We start from the raw sequence: 18,368 nt of genomic DNA, 5'->3' as shown, positions 1-18,368 counted from the left end.
TCCAAGTCAATAAATGAAATGAGGGGCTTTCGCAGTCAACTGACTGTAGAAAGCCCCTACTCGTAATTGAATTAAATACCGCTCAGTTCAAAATCTACTGGCTCATAAGGATAAAAATCATACAGGTCTTCTACTCCATCTACCAACCATCGGCTTGTTGCAGAATCGTAGATTAAATAAACAGTCCAAGGATACTGATAGATTTCCAGTATGGGTTCTTCTCCTTGGTAATATACACTCATCAAATATTCGGCCATCATATCAACGGATACATAGTGTTCATTCGTATCCCATTCATCGTAAAAATATGAAAAGCTATCTGCATCGTATGTAGTATATTCCGCAGTTCCTGTTATTAGCAACCCTTGATTCAAGACTGCATCCATATCATCCTTATGGAATTGACGCTGTTCATCCGTTACATTCAGCAGTAAGTTGGCGTCCATCTGTGTATAGGCTTGAATCCAAGATACTGCAAAGTCATTCAATGTATCATAAAGTTGAGCCTTTACGTCCTCGTTCAACGGATTGAGCTCCAAATACACATCTGCTGCATCCTCAATAATGTATTCTTCACTTTCCGCTGTACCCCAACCATAGTCCTTGATTGCTCTCACGGAAACCGTTCCATCCACCGCCAGTGGACCGATCAGCAAACCATCTGAAGGGATCGTCCCGATCTCCTCCTCATTGGCCCAAAGTACCGCATCGTATTCATTAGAATAGATCATCACATAATCGGCATTCAGAAACAGATCGACTCGCTGAACCGAATCGGAGAACAATTCGACATCCTTCGTAGTTTCAATCGGTCCGTATTCCGTTTCCAATTGTGCCGTAACCTCGTAAACTCCCGGCATGTACGGTCCAAACTGCTCCTCGTAGTCGGCTTCGTCCGCTGTAGCTACTTCCTTTCCGTTAATGGATAGGACGGTGTCTTCCAAATTCGTGCTTACATCCATATAGAATGGCTGCACCTCAAAGACATAGCGGTCAAAGAAAAACCACTGCTTCCCTTCCTTCTTGAGCGTTAAGAAGGAGCTGTCCGACGACCCGCCGCCCATCGATTCAAAAACTTTAATCTTGTTAGCACTACTTGAAGAGCCTGCTTCCTCTCTGAGTTGAGCAAACAACTCTTCTCTAAAGTCCCCATGGCCGTCTAAGGCTTGAATGAAGCTCTCGGCTTGTTCCTCGTCCAGCTTCCACTGCTTATCTTCAGAGACGAGCAAATTTAGAAGCTCCTCCGCATCTTTATCATCAACGGCCTGTTCGAGGCGATCTATTGCGTATTCCGCAGAGCTGTATTTCGAGCCAAGAATCCATCCGGTTACAGCTATTGCAGCAATCAGCAGCACGATGAAAGCAGGAATCCATATTTTCTTCGAAAGCTTCTTCTTTGAATGAACTTTAAATTGAGCCGTTTGGGTTCCTGGAGCTTTCGGCTTGTTCGGCTCTAAAGTTGACACGTGCTCAGATGGAGGTACTTGCCCCTGCGTGTCAATATCTCCTGACTCCTGCTCAACCTTCACGTATCGTGGAATTTGCTCCGTCCGCTCGTTCCCCTCATGCTTCTCGGCAACAAAAGCCTCCTCCACCACATGTTCCTCATGGTCTGCTGTATGTCGTTGTTCGTTCTCTTGCTGTGCAGACTGCAGCTCGTCAACCTGCTGCTGAGTAACCGTCTCAATAAATTTCGCGCCGCAGGATCCGCAAAATTTTTGACCCTGCACACGCTCAGCCCCACATTGTTGGCAATACTTCAATCCATTCTCCCCCTAATATGTAAACTAACAAGTCATTCCCTCTATTCGACAAAAACCGCTTGTATTCCTCTTTCTCAGCCTGTAAATAACGTATTTTTAACGATTGCAAAAGGCCGACCACTTCCTCAACGCACAAAAAATACGGAAGCATGGCGCTCCCGCATTCTAGTCTTGCCTCATTTATTTCAAAGCTTGGATCGCCTGATCCATTTGCTTAAGTCTCTCATCCATTTGATCCAAGGACTGTTCAAACCCGGATATGGCCTCTTTCAGATGGACCTTCACCTGTTTGGTGTCTCCTGTTTTCCCTGCTTCATGGGCTGCTCTCATCGCCTCATGTACGGCCTTTCCTGTCGATTTGCGATTCTCGTGTGACATTCCCATCTGCCCTCTAATCTCACTTGCCTTTTTAAGGGCCTCGGTATCACCTTTTTTCGCCGCACTCACAATTAAAGTTAGAAGCTCGTCCCTCTTCTGCACAGCCTGCTTCTTCTTCTCAAGCTTTTCCATCATCAACTTGTTCAGCGTGTGCCACTCCTGCTCCGTCGCCACCAGCATTTCCATTCGTTTGCTCTCATCCAGTGCCGGCGCCTCATGCATGTGCATGTGACCGGAAGCTGGATCCTGCTTGTATTCAGCCATTGCTGCGGGTGTACTGCTTGCCAGCATGACCGCAGTCACAGCCAAAAACAGCTTTTGTAATTTCATCACTAACCCATCTCCTTTTTGCTCAAGCCATATTCTATGGCGTAGTATGCGAAGCCGCTGACAAAAATATACATCTACCCCAACCCCTTTTTCCTGTGAAGACAATTACGGCTCTCTCTTCTTATTCCTCTGCACGCGAAGAAACCCACAGAATCAGCTCTGTGGGTTTCTTCAAGGTATGCGGCTTTATCCATTATTCGGCAGCCTTATCGGCGTCCTCTTGTTCATTTTCCGGTAATATAAAGCGGAGTAAATCTCCGTAAATAATTTCATCCGAATACTGTAAATCATTCGCTGCTTTATCTTGGAACGGCTCACAATTTGCACTGTCTACTTCAACGCCGGTTTCTCTCTCATAACATGTTTCCTGTGCGAAGACATATTCATCCGTAATGAAGCTTCCGTTACGAAGCACCGTCAGTTGCGGCTTGTTCTCTGCGAACAAATCATGACCGAAATTAACGCCCGCCTGCGAATCATCTACTCCAAGCAAATGAAGGAGAGTCGGCTTCACATCGATTTGACCGGAAATGGTATCGAGCGTTTTTCCTTCCTGGCCTGGAATATGGATAATCAGCGGTACTTTCTGCAATTGTACAGAATCATAAGGAGTAATTTCCTCTTTATTCAAAAATTCACCCATCGCACGGTTATGGTTTTCAGAGATCCCATAATGGTCACCGTACATAATAAAGATTGAATTTTCATACAATCCGTTTTTCTTTACTTCATCGAAAAAGTTTTTCAATGCCTCATCCAAATAACGAACCGTCACGAAATAACGGTCGAAGGAACCGTCTCCGGAGTTAAACTCAGGAATCATCTGATCCTCTTTACTATATTCGTAAGGATGATGGTTCGTTAACGTAAGCAGTTTAGCATAGAACGGCTGCGGCAAATCCTTCGCCAATTGTACGGTTTGCTTGAAGAAATCAATGTCCTTCAGACCCCAGCCTACCGAGTTTTCCGGTGTGATGTTGTAATATTCCTTCGCGAAGTAGTTGTCATAGCCTAATGTGTCGTACATTAACTCGCGATTCCAAAACGATGCATCATTGGCATGGAATACCGCAGAATAATAGCCCTGATCCTTCAAGATCGATGGCGTTGCTGTATACGTATTGTTCGCATGCGTGAAGTATACCGCACCGCTTGGTAAAGGATACAGCGAATTATCCATCATAAATTCCGCATCGGAGGTTTTCCCTTGGCCTGTTTGATGATAGAAGTTCTCGAAATAATAGCTGTCCTCAATAAGGTCATTCAAGAACGGCGTAATTTCTTGACCAAACATTTTACGATTGATGACAAAGCCTTGAAGTGACTCCATCGAAATCAAAAATACGTTTTTGTCTTTGGCAATGCCGTACAGTTCATCGGATGGTATATCCTTTGGCGATTGCTGCAAATATTTTTCAGCATCCATTAAGTCGCTGCTGTCCGCAAAAACCTTTTTCGAAGACATCTTCGAGCTCTGGACGATATCGTAAATATGATAATTGATATTTCCGATGCTCTTCACGACAATGTTGCGGTCAAATGTACGTGTCAGCAGTTCAGGACGTACGGACTCCGCCATGCTCCAGTTCACGAAAAACACAATAATGGCGAATGCGAATACGCTGACGAGTTCTGGTCGTTGTATCCGAACCTGCGGCACCTTCTTCACGTAAGTGAGTAGAATTAAGACCACCGTATCCAGGAATACGAGAAGATCCGTAAATGAGAATAAGGTCGAAACGCTGCTGCCCAAATCTCCAACGTTCTTTGCCTGGAACAGTACCGGCAAGGTAATAAAGTCATTATAAAACCGGTAATAAATCAAATCTGCCAGCAGTATAGCTGATGTTAAAAAGCTGATTAAAATGACAGAGAAATTACTTCTCTTCTTAAAAAACAACAAACCTATACCGAGCAGCAGCATGGTCGAGCTGACCGGCGTAATAAACAAAATCAGCTCCTGATAGGGAGACTCGACTGGTAAATTAAACTGAAATCTTTGAACCAAATATGTTTTCAGCCAGATCATTCCGATCGCCAAATAGAACAACCAAAGTCTGGACCAGTTATCTACCGTCCATTTTTTTATCCATTTCATTGCTTTCATATCCTCCTAATCTCTCTTCCACTAAAGCCATAAACCACCAAGCATGGATATAAAAACCTATATTTTACAACTCTCATTCATATTAACGAATTGTAAAACAAAAAGTTGCAACATGCGATGAACAAATAAGCACAGGTTTCCGCTTATTCACGCTTATCGAGAAAATAAAGGGGTTTCATCCCTTCTTTTCGTTGTTTTGCATCGCTTTAATCTGGTTTTAGACCAATTGGGCATGTCCACCCAAATCATTCAAGGATTACTTAATAGACGAATCTCGCTGTGAAAAGGATACAGGTTTCATTGGTGGTTCTTCTATCCATGATGAAATTTGAGAAGAATTTAGAAGGATAAGAAGGATAGGAAAGGACTCGTCTTCCGTGGGAAAACGTGCGAGATGTGAATCATAAGGTTGGAGGAATCCTAACGGTTCATTATTTCCACTGTAAGTTGTTGGGCGTATGCATGCCCTGCCGCTTAGCTTGACATGCTAAACATGCAAAGGGGGTGTTCATGATGACGGGACGAAACAATTCGCCAAAAAACCGAGGCCCTGCCGGTAAGCCCAGCCGAGTAGAGCAGTTTTCAGACCAGCATGAGCCGTTTGCCGGTAAGGTTGTAAAAAAGGACCTTTGTGATTAGCCCCTTCTAGCACATGCAGAAAAAACCGAGACTTCTCGGTTTTTTCTAGTTACATTATGCTGGCGACAAAATGCCCATCTGTTCAATATGTCTCTTGGTCTCTTCTGTCCCAAGTTCATATATTTTTTTATAGACGTCGATCATTGTCGCATCATACGTATCGTTGGCATCATCTAGCTCATGGTATGGGACGGAAGAAATACCTGCTTGTCTAAACGTGGCGTTCTCAGAGTCTTCCTTTTCCTCGAACAATGCCGCTAATTGATCCAACTCCTGATCGGTCGCTTGAATTTCAAATTCGAATGCGGCGGAACCTTTTTCCTCCAATATCGAATTTGCTTGCACGGAGACGAAATATGTCTTTTTCATTGCGTAGCCCCCCAATAAGTTGCTGCGATGGCAATAACGGCAACAATGATGATGGTAAACAGAATATAGGCCATAAAGACCGGATTCAGCGCAACCTTATGCTTAGCGATCGGCTGCGGAACTCCCGAATCATTCGGGCCTTTTCTCGCTTTTTGTTCTTTCCCAAGCGCATATGTCATTATGACTCCGATGATGGATACTCCGGCAATCACAAGCAGCAGTATCGTCAACAGATCCAAAAGCCTCACCCCCGTTATCATGGAGGTATTATGCCCGAATGCCATTCATTTCATGAATGATTCTGATCATATTCCAAAAAAGACGCCATGAACGTCATGGCGTCTTACAATACGTTGTTTCCTAAGTGATTAAAAATCAAAATTGTCTGGATCCGCGCCCACTCGTTGATCTTTATTCAACCCTGCGATCCGTTCCATATCCGAAGCATCGAGCGCAAAATCGAAAATTTCGGAATTGGACTTGATCCGTTCCGGAGTAACGGATTTAGGTATGGTGACGACTTCGTTCTGCAGGTCCCAACGAAGAATGACCTGAGCGACCGTCTTCCCGTGCTTCTTCGCAATGTCTTCTAGTACAGGGTCGCTCAGCAGCTGCCCTTGAGCAAGCGGGCTCCATGCCTCCATCTGTATACCGTGCGATTTACAATATTCATGTACAGCCTTTTGCTGAAGCAAAGGATGATATTCCACTTGGTTGACAGCTGGAACGATCTCGCCAGACTTCAAAATATCATCGAGATGATGCGGCTGGAAGTTGCTCACACCGATCGCCTTGACGAGCCCATCCTTATACAGCTTCTCCAACGCTCTCCACGTCTCCGTATACTTGCCTTTCACCGGCCAATGCACCAAATATAAATCGACATATTCCAGCTGCAGCTTCTTCAAACTTAAGTGAAAAGCATCCAATGTAGACTCATAGCCTTGATCGGAGTTCCACACCTTCGTTGTGATGAACAGCTCTTCTCTCGCAACCCCGCTTTCCCGAATCGCGGTGCCCACCCCTTCTTCATTTCCATAAAGCGCTGCGGTATCAATGCTGCGATATCCGTACTCAATGGCGGTACGCACCGCATTTTGCACTTCTTCGCCTTCCTTGCTTTTAAATACACCTAGACCAAACCAAGGCATTTTCACACCGTTGTTTAACGTAACACGTTCCTGCAGGTTCAACTTGTTCCACTCCTTTTAACATACTGGCTGTCCCCTATATTTTACCATAGGGCCGAATGCAGCCCAAATCAAAAAGACCCATACTATGTATACTTCTTAGACAGCATGGGTCTGACTTTCACTTTTTCATGATGAATGGATCAAGACGATTTGGTGTTGTATGAATCTTAACAACTTAAGATTACTGATGAGAATGGTATTGATCCTCCACCTGCAGCAGCTCCTGTTGTTCCTGGCTAAGCATGTCCTGAACCATCTCAACCGCCTGATCATTATGGCTCGTCATCGCCTGATGAACTGCCGTTTGTGCATGCTCAAGCGAGCGCTTGGCCTGATCGATGGTTTGTTCATTCGGATGGGTCTGCGCTTGACTTACCGCATTATGGGCGGACTCGACAGAGTTCTGTGCCTGAGAAATCGGATTTTGCGATTGCAGGCTGGAATCTTTTCTGTTCATTTGGAAAGCCTCCTGTTATTCGTATACTTGTGCTTACAGCTATAGAATAACAAGGAGGGGGATGAAATATTCGGCGGATGATGCCGGATCCATTAATATGACGAACCGGAAGCTTCTCCATTCATCATGTGGGTTCCAGCGCTCGTCCCGATTCGAGTCGCGCCGGCTTCGATCATCTTCAAGGCATCCTCTGCTGTACGCACACCTCCGGAAGCCTTCACGCCCAGCCGCTCGCCTACGACCAACCTCATCAACCGGATATCTTCCACAGTTGCTCCACCGCCGGAAAAACCGGTCGATGTTTTCACAAAATCAGCGCCGGCTTCTACTGCCAATTCACAAGCCCGCTTCTTTTCAGCGTCTGTCAAAAGCGAAGTTTCGATAATCACCTTGACGATCGCTTTGCCTTGTGCGGTTTCTACGACGCTGTGTATATCTTGTTTTACCGCCTCATCATTACCGCTTTTCAGATCGCCAACGGATATCACCATATCAACCTCTTCGGCGCCATCCAAAATGGCTCTTTGGGTTTCGAAAGCCTTCACCTCTCGACTGGCGGCGCCTAGAGGGAAACCTATCACCGTACACACCTTCACTGGCGAATCAGCCAGCAGCTGTGCACACAGCTTGACCCAACGCGGGTTGACGCAAACCGATGCGAATTGATACTGCTGCGCCTCACGAACCAGCTTACGAATTTGCTCTTCTGCGGCATCCGGTTTTAAAAGGGTATGATCAATATATTTTGCCAGCTGTACTGTACTCCTTCGTTCCTTTTCCATGGATGATTCACCCTTCCTTATTATATGTAAATGAAGTCTAACATACCCTCGACCAAAATCAAGACGACAACATGGACGAAATGAAAAGGTTTCTGCAACTTTTCGTTTCTCTTTTCGGTCAGTATGTATAAAGGGATTTACTGGCTGTGGGCTGAAAACGATCAGCGACTGCGAATTCTATGGGCATCAGCTTCATTTTTCGCAAACGATACTTTACACTCGCGTTTCCATAAGGAGGGATAGACATGTTTCCGTCTCCATTACTGATGCATCACCAGCTGAAACCGTATATGGATGAAGCTTTAACCTTTCTGCTGAGAAGATTGAAAAATCATCATTTGCCAAGTTACCAGCACACGCTCACCGCAGCCGAGCTTTCACTCCTTTTTTCAGAAGCAACCCGAATGACCGAAGATGAAAAACAAACGTTTATCCGTTCCGTGCTAGCACACGATCTGGGCGTCCTCCATCTGTCCTCCCATTGTTTAAGGGATTTCTTAATCGATCGAAGAGCTTGGGAAACATACAAGGAACATCCTGCCTTAACTATGCAGATTGTCGAACACTTCCAAATAGGCAATATTTCCGAGGAAATGGTGCTGTATCACCACGAGCATTTAGATGGAAGCGGATTTCCTTTTCAAGTCAAATGGGACGAACTTTCTTATGAAGTGAGGGTGCTGACCATCATCGATGCCTTTGCCACCATACTGGGGGAGTGCTCCCCGCATTTTAAACTGCAGGGCTTGAAATCCCGAATCGAAGAGCTTTACATTTGGAATGACATCATGTTTGATAAAGAGATTCTCGAACATTTCACAGCGATGCTGCAGTCCATTTTCAGCAGCAAATCACAAAAGAAATAGGTCTATTCCATTCATCTCATGGGCTAAAAAATCAAAATGATGCCCCCAAAGCTGGGCGCATCACGCTACTCATTTTGACTTGATTTATGCTCGTTTCCTTATTATGAAATGGGTTGTGAAAGAGCCTCTTCTACCTCATCATATGGCGATACAATCGGATGCCCTGTATGCTGAAGATAAAATGAATCGATATCCGCTCCGAGCGGGGTATGCTCCGCTAGAAGCTGCAGCCTATGTTTCAAATAAGGGGAGGCCAATTCAATTGCCGCCTTAAACCATTTGTATTGGCTGGACAATGCATACATGTGCGTGATTTGATTCAAGATGAGCAGTTCAAGCCATTCTTCCTTTCTGTAATAGGAAGTGAAGTATAAGGTTCCTCCCCGATGCATCGTATATAGGGCCGCACTGATTAAACCGAAGCTTCTATGGATCGGTGCCATGCAAAGCACCCTGCTGCTTGGTCCAACTTGGTTTCTGACGGATCTCATTTGTCCATGCCATTCATCCCATATGGATCTTGCTGTCCGAATGCGGGGTTCTTCACCGAACGTATCACTGAATTCATATAACGCGTTGAAATCTTTCATTTCATCCGCCACCACTGAGGCGTCATCGTAATCGCCGATTCGTTTCACTCGGTAATCGATTTTCTCTCGAAAAGCATAGGTACTCGATAAATGCAGAGGAATATTCGATTCGACACAAAGCTGCGGACGAAATCGCTGCAGTTTGCTGCCCATCCGTAAAGCATCATCCTTCTGACCCAGTACCAGCAAAGAAATCTTCATTCGCCAGCAAGCAATCACCCACTCCAGCAGCGTAAACGAATCGGGGAGATGTAAGCATATCCTGCCCCCCGCTCCAATGTCCCATGACTGAAGCTCTTCTACTTTGCTCTGCACCGCCTCTTCCACTTCTACATAGCTTTTCACCGATAATCCGCATACCCACGCCGTCTTTCGACCATGATTTACATACAGCATAAGACAGCCCCCTCACCATGTTGTCTGGTATTCCATCATCCTCTACGTATAGTTTAGGGCTAATCCTATAAAATGTTTGTCTAACGGCGCCTAGGGAAACCCTTCTATTTTCGTTGAAGCTTGTTTCTTTTCCGCTGGTTTTTGTCTAATGATGCACTGCGCCGCTAAAAACACGAAAAAAGCCCCGAAGGGCTTCTATATTTATCCGGAAAAGGGCGGCGCCGATGAAGGAGTGATGGTTTGTGCCTGCCTTCGTCCTTCCTCAATATTAACTTTCCACAGCAGGAAGATTCCAGCGATGAAAAACACGATAAGAGAGAGGATGCCCAGCCTGCTGGAACCGGTCCATTGTCCAACTAATCCAAATAACAATGGTCCAAATACGGCGGAGAATTTAGACGAAACCCCATAAAATCCAAAAAATTCGGCCTCTTTCCCTTTGGGAATCATGCTGCTGAAGATCGATCGGCTTAAGCCCTGTGATCCCCCCTGTACCAGACCCACCGCAACGGCGAGGATGTAAAAATGCAGCGCTGATGTCATAAAGTAGCCGACGCCGACAATGATGACATAGATCCACAATGTGCTGAACAGCGCTCTGCGGGTACCGATCTTTTCGGCGATTTTGCCATAGGCCATCGAGCAGGGAATCCCGACAAACTGAGTAATGAGCAGTGCAGCAATTAAATCCTCACTTCCGATGCCGATATCCTTGCCGTAAATCGTTGCCATCTTGATAATGGTCGAAATGCCGTCGTTATAAAGCCAGAAAGCAAGCAAAAAGAGGAACAGCTGCTTGTACCTTCTAATTTCACGGAACGTGACACGAAGCCGCCTCAATCCTTCCTTTGTCGCCCCGGTGGTCCCTTTAGAAGTATGTGATGCTTCCCCTCGGCTGGATGGATATTCCTTGACGTGACGGAAAATAGGTACAGAGAACAGCACCCACCATATCGCCACTGTTAAAAAACAGAGCTGTGTCGCTGTCGTCTTGTCGGGGAAGCCAAACCATTCATACTTCATAATCATCAGCAGGTTAATGGCAAGCAGCAGTCCTCCCCCAATGTAGCCGAACGCATATCCCATATTGGAGATGCGGTCGATCTTGTCCTTCGGTGCGACTGACGGCAGCAGCGCGTCATAAAATACATTTCCTCCAGAAAAACCAATGGTTCCGCCAATCATCAGCAGCAAGGCTAAAATATAATCTCCTTCGCCTACCCATACCAGCAGCCCGCTGGATATAACGCCAAGTCCCATAAAATATCTCAGAAATTTCAGCTTGGACTGCGAGTGATCCGCAATCGCTCCCAAGATGGGAGAGAGCAGGGCTACCAAGAAAACGGCCGCAGCGTTGGCATACCCCCAATAGGCCGTCGCATCCGACTCCTTCAGATCCACTGCCGCCACATCGTAAAAAAATACAGGCAGAACAGCAGCCATTATGGTTGTCGCGAACGCAGAATTCGCCCAATCATACATCATCCAGCCTCGAATCGCCTTCTTATTCATTCCGTTGCCCCTCTCGTCATAACCTCGATACTCAAAGCATAACAGGTCTAATTTAAAAAAACGATCGAATTTTAAACCGTTTACAAAAATTTTATTTTGCCATCCATACAAGGGTTCCTTTTATTCCCTGACGCTCTGCTCCGGCGTATATTTTACCCGTTCTGTTCAATGCTAATAGATACGAAAGGCACACGACCGATAAGGAGGAAAGCCTGCTTTCGTCACTTACGAATCGGGCTGTTTATGTTATGGACTCATTTCCTTTTTGGCTCAGCATCCCTTTAGTCATCCTGCTTGTATTTATGAATGGTTTTTTCGTTGCGGCGGAGTTCGCCATGGTAAAGGTAAGAAAAAGCCGCATCGAGACGTTAATCGCAGAAGGAAACAAGCGAGCGAAATTTGCCCGTAACCTCGTCGTGCACTTGGACGCTTATTTGTCCGCATGCCAGTTAGGAATCACACTAGCCTCCCTTGGATTAGGCTGGGTCGGTGAGCCAGCGATCGCGGATTTGCTGGAGCCGATTTTTGTTTCCATGGGACTCGGAACGGTTGCCATTCATACGATCAGCTTCATTATCGCATTCAGCATCATTACCGTGCTTCATATTGTACTGGGGGAGCTGGCACCGAAAACGCTGGCTATCCGCAAAGCAGAAGCCGTGACACTTTGGGCTTCCGCGCCGATGATCGCTTTTCATAAAGTCATGTATCCCTTCATCTGGCTGCTGAACGGCACTGCGAATGCGTTACTTAAAGCGATAGGCATCGAACCTGCAAGCGAAAGTGAATCGGCTCATACAGAGGAAGAAATTCGGATATTAATGAAGGAAAGCCATCGAAGCGGTTTTATTGACAATACGGAGCTGGCACTAATGGACAACGTCTTTGACTTCGCGGATACGAATGCGCGGGAAATAATGATTCCGCGTACGGAAATGGTCTGCTTGCAGGCCTCCTCTTCCTTTCAGGACAACTTGGAATTTGCCCTGCAAAAGACGTTTACACGATTTCCGGTCATGGGGGAGGATAAAGACCATTTGGTCGGTTTCGTTCATATGAAGGATTTGCTGAAGCTGCAAAATGAAGCCGGCCTCGAAGCGGATATGATGACGATCGTCCGTCCGTTAGCTAGCGTACCGGACTCCATCGAAATTAGCGCCCTGCTGAAGCTGATGCAGAAAAACCATACTCAAATCGCCGTCTTATTCGACGAATATGGCGGTACAGCGGGAATTGTCACCCTGGAGGATATTATTGAGGAGCTCGTGGGCGAGATTCAGGATGAATTCGACAATGAACGCCCGGAAATCGAAAAGCTGGATGCAGGACGTTATTCCATCGATGGGCGCATGCTGATTGAGGAAGTCAACGACCTGCTGGGTATCCATATCGACAGCGAGGACTATGATACGATCGGGGGTTGGATGGTATCCAAGGTCGACCTTCCACCTGAGGAGGGACAGTCCATTCGATTGGAAGGCTTTGAATTCGCCGTCGAGGAGACAGACCAAATGCGAATTCTGCGCATTCGCATTAAGCGAATGGATAAGCTGGAGGAAGAAAGCTTGCTGCAGCTGGAAAAGCATGAGGAGACGTAAAGAGAAAGACAAGATATCCCTCGAAGAAACAGCAGACCTCTTCATTCATTAAAAATGGAAAAAAAAGCGGAAATCATTATTCCGCTTTCTTGATATCAAACGAGCTTTTGAGCGAGACGATGAGGTTGAATACGATTTGATCCGCTGTCGTATGCTTCGGATCCACGTTGAAGTAGCCATGACGGAAAAATTGGAATTTATCATGTCCCTTGACGTTCTTCATATCCGGTTCTACAAATCCGTTTGAAATTTGCAGTGAATTCGGATTGAGATGGTTCAGAAACTGGTCTGAGCTTTCCATCTCTTCATCCAGAATGAGCGGCTCGTACAGACGAAATTCCGCAGGCACCGCATGAGACGCTTCCACCCAGTGAATCGTTCCTTTCACCTTACGCCCCGTAAAGCCTGAACCGCTCTTCGTCTCCGGATCGTACGTGCAGTGAATTTCAATGACATTCCCGTTCTGATCCTTCACAACATCCTCGCACTTAATGAAGTAAGCGTGCTTCAGCCGAACTTCATTGCCGGGAAACAGACGGAAGTATTTGCTTGGTGGATTCTCCATGAAATCGTCCTGCTCGATATAAATCTCTCTGGAGAACGGAATTTGCCGCATGCCCATGTCCGGATTCTCCGGATTGATTTCGGCATCCAGCCATTCTACCTGGCCTTCCGGATAATTCGTAATGACCACCTTCAGCGGCTTCACCACACCCATCGTACGCGGGGCCTTTAGTTTCAGGTCCTCCCTCACGAAATATTCCAGCATGCGGGTATCGACCACACCGCTTCCTTTGGAAACTCCCGTCTCGGTAACAAAGGCACGAATCGCTTCCGGTGTATACCCTCTTCTGCGCAGACCGGAGATGGTCGGCATTCTTGGGTCATCCCAACCATCGACGACCTTCTCATCAACGAGCAGCTTCAGCTTCCGTTTGCTCATGACCGTATTCGTTAAGTTCAAACGGCCAAATTCATATTGTCTAGGAACATGCTCCATCTCACATTCCGCAACGACCCAATCATAAAGCGGACGATGGTCCTCAAATTCCGTCGTGCAGAGAGAATGCGTCACGCCTTCGATCGCATCTTCCAATGGATGCGCAAAATCATACATCGGGTAAATGCACCACTTGTCCCCCGTATTATGATGTGTCGCGTGCGCAATGCGGTAAAGCACGGGATCTCTCATGTTAATGTTCGGCGATGCCATGTCAATTTTCGCACGGAGTACCTTCTCCCCGTCCTTGAATTCACCTTTGCGCATTCTTTCGAACAATTCTAAATTCTCTTCTACCGAACGGTTGCGGTAAGGACTTTCCTTCCCCGGTTCCTCGAAGCTGCCGCGGCTAAGGCGAATCTCTTCCGCTGTTTGATCATCGACATAGGCCTTGCCTTTCCGAATGAGCAGCACCGCTCTTGCATACATTTCCTCAAAATAATCTGAAGCAAAATATAAAGCTTCCCAATCGAAGCCGAGCCATTTCACATCCTCTTTAATCGACTCTACATACTCCGTATCTTCTTTTGTCGGATTCGTATCATCGAACCGAAGATGCGTCCTGCCTTGAAATTCATCCGCGATTCCAAAATTCAGGCAAATCGACTTCGCATGGCCGATGTGCAGATAACCGTTTGGCTCCGGCGGGAACCGAGTCACGACATGCTGGGCCCGACCTTCTTTTATATCATCCATAATAATGTTGCGAATAAAATGGGAGGATTGTGTCTTATTCTCCATCGTTTGCTCCCTGCCTTTCTTCCCTATTCCGAAAAAACTTATATTTCATTATAATAGCCAGCGTCTGCCATGTACATTCTTTATTCTAAATGAGATGCGAGCCGCTCCACGAATAGCTCCAGCTCTCGCTGATCTTGTTCATCGAATCGATTCTTCTCAGGACTGTCAATATCCAGCACGCCGATCAGTGTACCGTTCTTCATGACAGGGATGACGATTTCCGATTGAGACGCTGCATCACAGGCAATATGGCCGGGAAACTGGTTCACGTCGGGAACAACTACGGTCTTTCTCGTCTTTGCGGCCGTTCCACAAACACCGCGGCCAGAAGAAATGCGAACACAAGCCGGAAGTCCTTGGAACGGTCCTAACACCAGCTCTTGCGTTTCCTCTTGCCAAAGATAAAAACCGACCCAGTTAATGCGATCCAGGAACTGATTTAATAGAGCAGAAGCATTCGCTAAATTGGCGATCAGATGATGCTCCCCTTCGAGCAAGCTATCCAGCTGCGAATACAGCAGCTTTGCGTTTTCTTCCCGGGTGCCATTGTACAATGATGCATGAAACATGAGATAACCTCCGTCTGGTCAGATGTGAAGCATACACTCTATTTTACCTTTGCTGCAGCGGCAATTCCACTTTCACCGTAGTCCCTTTGCCTACTTCGCTTTCTATGGTAAGCTGACCGTCCAGCTGTTTGATCATTTTTTGGCTGATCATGAGACCCAGTCCTACCCCTTTTTCCTTCGTACTGTAGAACGGTTCCCCGATTCTCTCCAACCGCTCCTGGCTGATTCCGCTGCCCTCGTCCTTGACCTCAACACACAACATCTCACCCGATGCGTAAGCAGAGAGTGTAATATTCCCCCCTTGCGGCATCGCTTCAATGGCGTTTTTGAGGAGATTAATGAAAACCTGCTTCAACTGACCGCTGTTGCTTAATATAACAGGCAGCCGTTCCTCCGCCTCTAATTGAATTTGAATATTGTTCATAATCGCCTGTGTTTCCAGCAAAGCCGTGACACTGCTGAGCAGCCCCCGAATATGTACCGGCTTTAACTGCAGCGCCTGCGGCTTGGCGAGCATAAGCAGCTCGGTGACGATCATCTCGATCCGGTCCATTTCCTCCATCATGATCTGAAAATACTGCGGTTTAACCTGATCATTTTCCAGCAGCTTGATGAACCCCTTAATCGCCGTCAACGGATTACGAATTTCATGAGCTACTCCGGCGGCCAATTCACCTACGACCGTCAGTCGATCCGACTTGCGTACCAGCTCCTCCGCTCTTTTCTGCTCCGTGACATCCCTCGCCGCCACCACTACTTTTCGAAGCTTTCCGTCAGTATAAAATACCGGCGTGGCATTAGCCTCCAGCACCACCACTTCACCAGCGGAGTCGATACAGCGGAACTGGAGTACAATCGCTTTTTTGGTCCGGCTCATATGCTGAAATTGCTTATGCAAAAAGTGATGGTCTTCCGGGTGAATATAATCGATAAATTGCTGATTATGCAGCTCCGCCGGGGAATGGCCCAGCACCGTCTCAAACGAGGGGGAAGCGTAGCTCACAGTACCATCGCTGCGAATCATAAAAATGAGATCGCTCATATTGTCCGTAATGAGCCTATATTTTTCCTCGCTTTTCCGAAGCCGCTCCTCTACTTGCTTTTTCTCTGTAATATCTACACAGGATCCAATGATTTCGACGACTTTACCTTGACGGTAGACCGGTCTTAAAGAAGCGATATAATAAATGCCGTTCATGCTGCCTTCATACAGCACGTTCTCTTCGCCCTGCCACGCCCGTTCATAATATTCCAGCTTCAACGCTGCTTTCTCGGCAGGAAGGAAATCGCTCAATTCTTTGCCTACAATCTGCTCCGATACGAATCCGAGCCGATACATCAAATCTCCTTCACACAGCGTATGAATGAACTTCCCTTCCACTTTTTCAATTTTCATCATCATTCCCTGCTGCTGACGGAGCAAATCCATTAAATCTTGTTTGGCTAAACGAAATTCCTCTTCAAGACGGCTCGCCTCGGTTTGTCTATAGTTCATCGTATACATCGGCAGCATTTGCTCAATTTCATCTACGGCTTCCTTCATTTGTTCTGCCGGAAAAGGCTCGCCGAAAAAATACCCCTGTACCTGATCACATAAATACTGCTGCAGGAACGTAAGATGCTCCTTCGATTCGACGCCCTCTGCAATGACCTCCAGCTTTAGGCTGCGGGCCACGGCGATAATCGCTCTTACAATATTCGCGTCACTGAGATCGTTCACGCTGTCTTGTACGAAGGAGCGGTCAATCTTCAGACGGTCGATGGGCAGTCTTTTCAAATAATAAAGGGAGCTGTAGCCTGTCCCAAAATCGTCAAGACTGATCCGAACCCCCAGTTCCTTAAGGTCATGTAAAATCCGTTCCGTCCGCTCGACTTCAATCATGACGCTTTCCGTGATTTCCAGTTCAAGAAAATGGGCAGGCAATCCGCTTTCCTTCAGCGCTTCTTTGACAGTCAGCAGAACATCGGATTGAAGAAACTGCCGGGCAGAAATGTTGACGGATATAAACTGCAAAGGACTGCCTTCATCCAGCCACTTTTTCATTTGAAGACAAGCCTGTCTAATGACATGCTCTCCGATCGGAACAATTAAGCCATTTTCCTCGGCAAGTGGAATAAAGAGGTTTGGCCCGATAACCCCTTTCTGTGGATGATCCCATCGGAGAAGCACCTCGATGGCAATTACCTTTCCGGTTTCCAGACAAATTTGCGGATGATAGTACGCCCCCAGCTCCCCGCGTTCGACGGCTCTATACAGCTCCAATTCTAGCTCCGATTTTTGATTTAAGTGTTCATAATGCTCCTGATCCAAAAGGTGAAAGCGGTTCTTCCCCTGCTTTTTTGCATATACCATCGCCGCCTGCGCGGAATGAAGCAGGCTTTGCTCCTCTAATCCAGGCCTTGGATATAGGCAAATCCCTACATTGACAGACAAGAAAAATTCATAGTGATGCAGGTAAAATGGCCGGGCAAAGCACTGGATAATCGAATTGCTGAGCTCTACCGCTTCCTCTTCGTCCGTCCCCTGCACCAGAACGACGAACTCATCGCCCTCCAGCCTGAATAACTGATCCTCGGGATGGATGACATTGCGAATCCGTTGTACCGCAAACTTCAGAAAGGCGTCGCCGGTGTTGTAGCCCATCATCTCATTAATCGATTTAAAGCGGTCGATGTCCAAATACAGCACGGCCGCATCTTTTCCTGATTTGCTGCAATTCTCAATCGCCTCTTCCAGCTTCTCTTGAAGCATGTACCGATTGGGCAAGTCAGTCAAAACATCGTGATAGGCCATATGCTTCATGACCTGCTCCGCCTGCAAAGGTTCTATTTTGTCGTCTCCGCCTGGACGTGAGGCGGAATCCCGCTTCTTCATCCAATAATATTGAATGAAAGCGGTGGCAAGACAAGCTATGACGATCCATATGACATATCTTATGTCGATCCATTCCAATGAACAGCACCCCAATATATGAAGAATCATCAAGCATGGATTACTTCGACACTTTGCAGTGAATTCCTTTTGTCCGTTCTTAATCCACTCATCCGATTTGCAATAGGCCATGGGAATCGATAGTC

General features: G+C 46.6%; 16 protein-coding genes. 3 read left to right on the top strand and 13 right to left on the bottom strand.

Features of this window, described 5'->3' with window-relative positions:
• Nucleotides 1–71: 71 nt before the first annotated feature.
• From ACFPXP_RS21810 to ACFPXP_RS21800, 3 genes are all read right to left on the bottom strand, one after another.
• Nucleotides 72–1,763, bottom strand: a complete 1,692-nt coding sequence (locus ACFPXP_RS21810; RefSeq protein WP_379896600.1) for a zinc ribbon domain-containing protein — start codon at nucleotides 1,761–1,763, stop codon at nucleotides 72–74.
• A gap of 180 nt (nucleotides 1,764–1,943) precedes the next feature.
• Nucleotides 1,944–2,474 (bottom strand): hypothetical protein, encoded by a 531-nt coding sequence (locus tag ACFPXP_RS21805; RefSeq protein ID WP_379896599.1) that lies wholly within the window; start codon nucleotides 2,472–2,474, stop codon nucleotides 1,944–1,946.
• Between the two features lie 190 nt (nucleotides 2,475–2,664).
• The gene (locus tag ACFPXP_RS21800; protein WP_379896598.1) at nucleotides 2,665–4,569 is read right to left on the bottom strand and encodes an LTA synthase family protein; all 1,905 of its coding nucleotides are present in this window, start codon (nucleotides 4,567–4,569) and stop codon (nucleotides 2,665–2,667) included.
• A gap of 519 nt (nucleotides 4,570–5,088) precedes the next feature.
• On the opposite strand from ACFPXP_RS21800, the gene ACFPXP_RS21795 reads away from it, so the two are divergent.
• The gene (locus tag ACFPXP_RS21795) at nucleotides 5,089–5,217 is read left to right on the top strand and encodes a hypothetical protein (RefSeq protein ID WP_379896597.1); all 129 of its coding nucleotides are present in this window, start codon (nucleotides 5,089–5,091) and stop codon (nucleotides 5,215–5,217) included.
• A gap of 54 nt (nucleotides 5,218–5,271) precedes the next feature.
• On the opposite strand, the gene ACFPXP_RS21790 is transcribed toward ACFPXP_RS21795, so the two are convergent.
• The 5 genes from ACFPXP_RS21790 to deoC all read right to left on the bottom strand — a co-directional run bounded on the left by ACFPXP_RS21790 (nucleotide 5,272) and on the right by deoC (nucleotide 8,018).
• Nucleotides 5,272–5,586 (bottom strand): hypothetical protein, encoded by a 315-nt coding sequence (locus ACFPXP_RS21790; protein ID WP_379896596.1) that lies wholly within the window; start codon nucleotides 5,584–5,586, stop codon nucleotides 5,272–5,274.
• On the bottom strand, nucleotides 5,583–5,825 hold the full coding sequence (locus ACFPXP_RS21785) for a hypothetical protein (protein WP_379896595.1): 243 nt from the start codon (nucleotides 5,823–5,825) through the stop codon (nucleotides 5,583–5,585). Before ACFPXP_RS21785 ends, ACFPXP_RS21790 begins: the two co-directional genes overlap by 4 nt.
• Before the next feature lie 129 nt (nucleotides 5,826–5,954).
• Entirely contained in the window at nucleotides 5,955–6,737 is a 783-nt protein-coding gene (locus tag ACFPXP_RS21780; protein WP_379896645.1) for an aldo/keto reductase, read from the bottom strand.
• A gap of 223 nt (nucleotides 6,738–6,960) precedes the next feature.
• The gene (locus ACFPXP_RS21775) at nucleotides 6,961–7,236 is read right to left on the bottom strand and encodes a hypothetical protein (RefSeq protein ID WP_379896594.1); all 276 of its coding nucleotides are present in this window, start codon (nucleotides 7,234–7,236) and stop codon (nucleotides 6,961–6,963) included.
• A gap of 92 nt (nucleotides 7,237–7,328) precedes the next feature.
• Nucleotides 7,329–8,018, bottom strand: coding sequence for a deoxyribose-phosphate aldolase (gene deoC / locus ACFPXP_RS21770; RefSeq protein ID WP_379896593.1), 690 nt, complete (start codon nucleotides 8,016–8,018; stop codon nucleotides 7,329–7,331).
• A 245-nt stretch (nucleotides 8,019–8,263) separates the two neighbouring features.
• Here deoC and ACFPXP_RS21765 point away from each other — a divergent pair, with 245 nt between their 5' ends.
• Nucleotides 8,264–8,884: an HD-GYP domain-containing protein gene (locus ACFPXP_RS21765; RefSeq protein ID WP_379896591.1), complete on the top strand. Its 621-nt coding sequence runs from the start codon at nucleotides 8,264–8,266 to the stop codon at nucleotides 8,882–8,884.
• Between the two features lie 101 nt (nucleotides 8,885–8,985).
• Here ACFPXP_RS21765 and ACFPXP_RS21760 read toward each other — a convergent pair whose 3' ends face one another.
• Nucleotides 8,986–9,870, bottom strand: coding sequence for a hypothetical protein (locus tag ACFPXP_RS21760; protein WP_379896590.1), 885 nt, complete (start codon nucleotides 9,868–9,870; stop codon nucleotides 8,986–8,988).
• A 201-nt stretch (nucleotides 9,871–10,071) separates the two neighbouring features.
• Nucleotides 10,072–11,382: an MFS transporter gene (locus tag ACFPXP_RS21755; protein WP_379896589.1), complete on the bottom strand. Its 1,311-nt coding sequence runs from the start codon at nucleotides 11,380–11,382 to the stop codon at nucleotides 10,072–10,074.
• 248 nt (nucleotides 11,383–11,630) lie between these two features.
• On the opposite strand from ACFPXP_RS21755, the gene ACFPXP_RS21750 reads away from it, so the two are divergent.
• Complete coding sequence (locus ACFPXP_RS21750; protein WP_379896588.1) at nucleotides 11,631–12,980, top strand: hemolysin family protein; 1,350 nt, start codon at nucleotides 11,631–11,633, stop codon at nucleotides 12,978–12,980.
• 76 nt (nucleotides 12,981–13,056) lie between these two features.
• Here ACFPXP_RS21750 and ACFPXP_RS21745 read toward each other — a convergent pair whose 3' ends face one another.
• The 3 genes from ACFPXP_RS21745 to ACFPXP_RS21735 all read right to left on the bottom strand — a co-directional run bounded on the left by ACFPXP_RS21745 (nucleotide 13,057) and on the right by ACFPXP_RS21735 (nucleotide 18,243).
• Nucleotides 13,057–14,721: a glutamine--tRNA ligase/YqeY domain fusion protein gene (locus tag ACFPXP_RS21745; protein WP_379896587.1), complete on the bottom strand. Its 1,665-nt coding sequence runs from the start codon at nucleotides 14,719–14,721 to the stop codon at nucleotides 13,057–13,059.
• Between the two features lie 80 nt (nucleotides 14,722–14,801).
• Complete coding sequence (locus ACFPXP_RS21740) at nucleotides 14,802–15,290, bottom strand: GAF domain-containing protein (protein WP_379896586.1); 489 nt, start codon at nucleotides 15,288–15,290, stop codon at nucleotides 14,802–14,804.
• A 43-nt stretch (nucleotides 15,291–15,333) separates the two neighbouring features.
• On the bottom strand, nucleotides 15,334–18,243 hold the full coding sequence (locus ACFPXP_RS21735) for an EAL domain-containing protein (protein ID WP_379896585.1): 2,910 nt from the start codon (nucleotides 18,241–18,243) through the stop codon (nucleotides 15,334–15,336).
• Between the last annotated feature and the right edge of the window lie 125 nt (nucleotides 18,244–18,368).

Origin of the sequence: Marinicrinis lubricantis, assembly GCF_042658665.1 — a bacterium.
GTDB classification, from domain to species: Bacteria; Bacillota; Bacilli; order Paenibacillales; family KCTC-33676; genus Marinicrinis; species Marinicrinis lubricantis.
The sequence above is the reverse complement of the archived record's forward strand: the minus strand, read 5'-3'. Positions and strand labels throughout refer to the sequence as shown.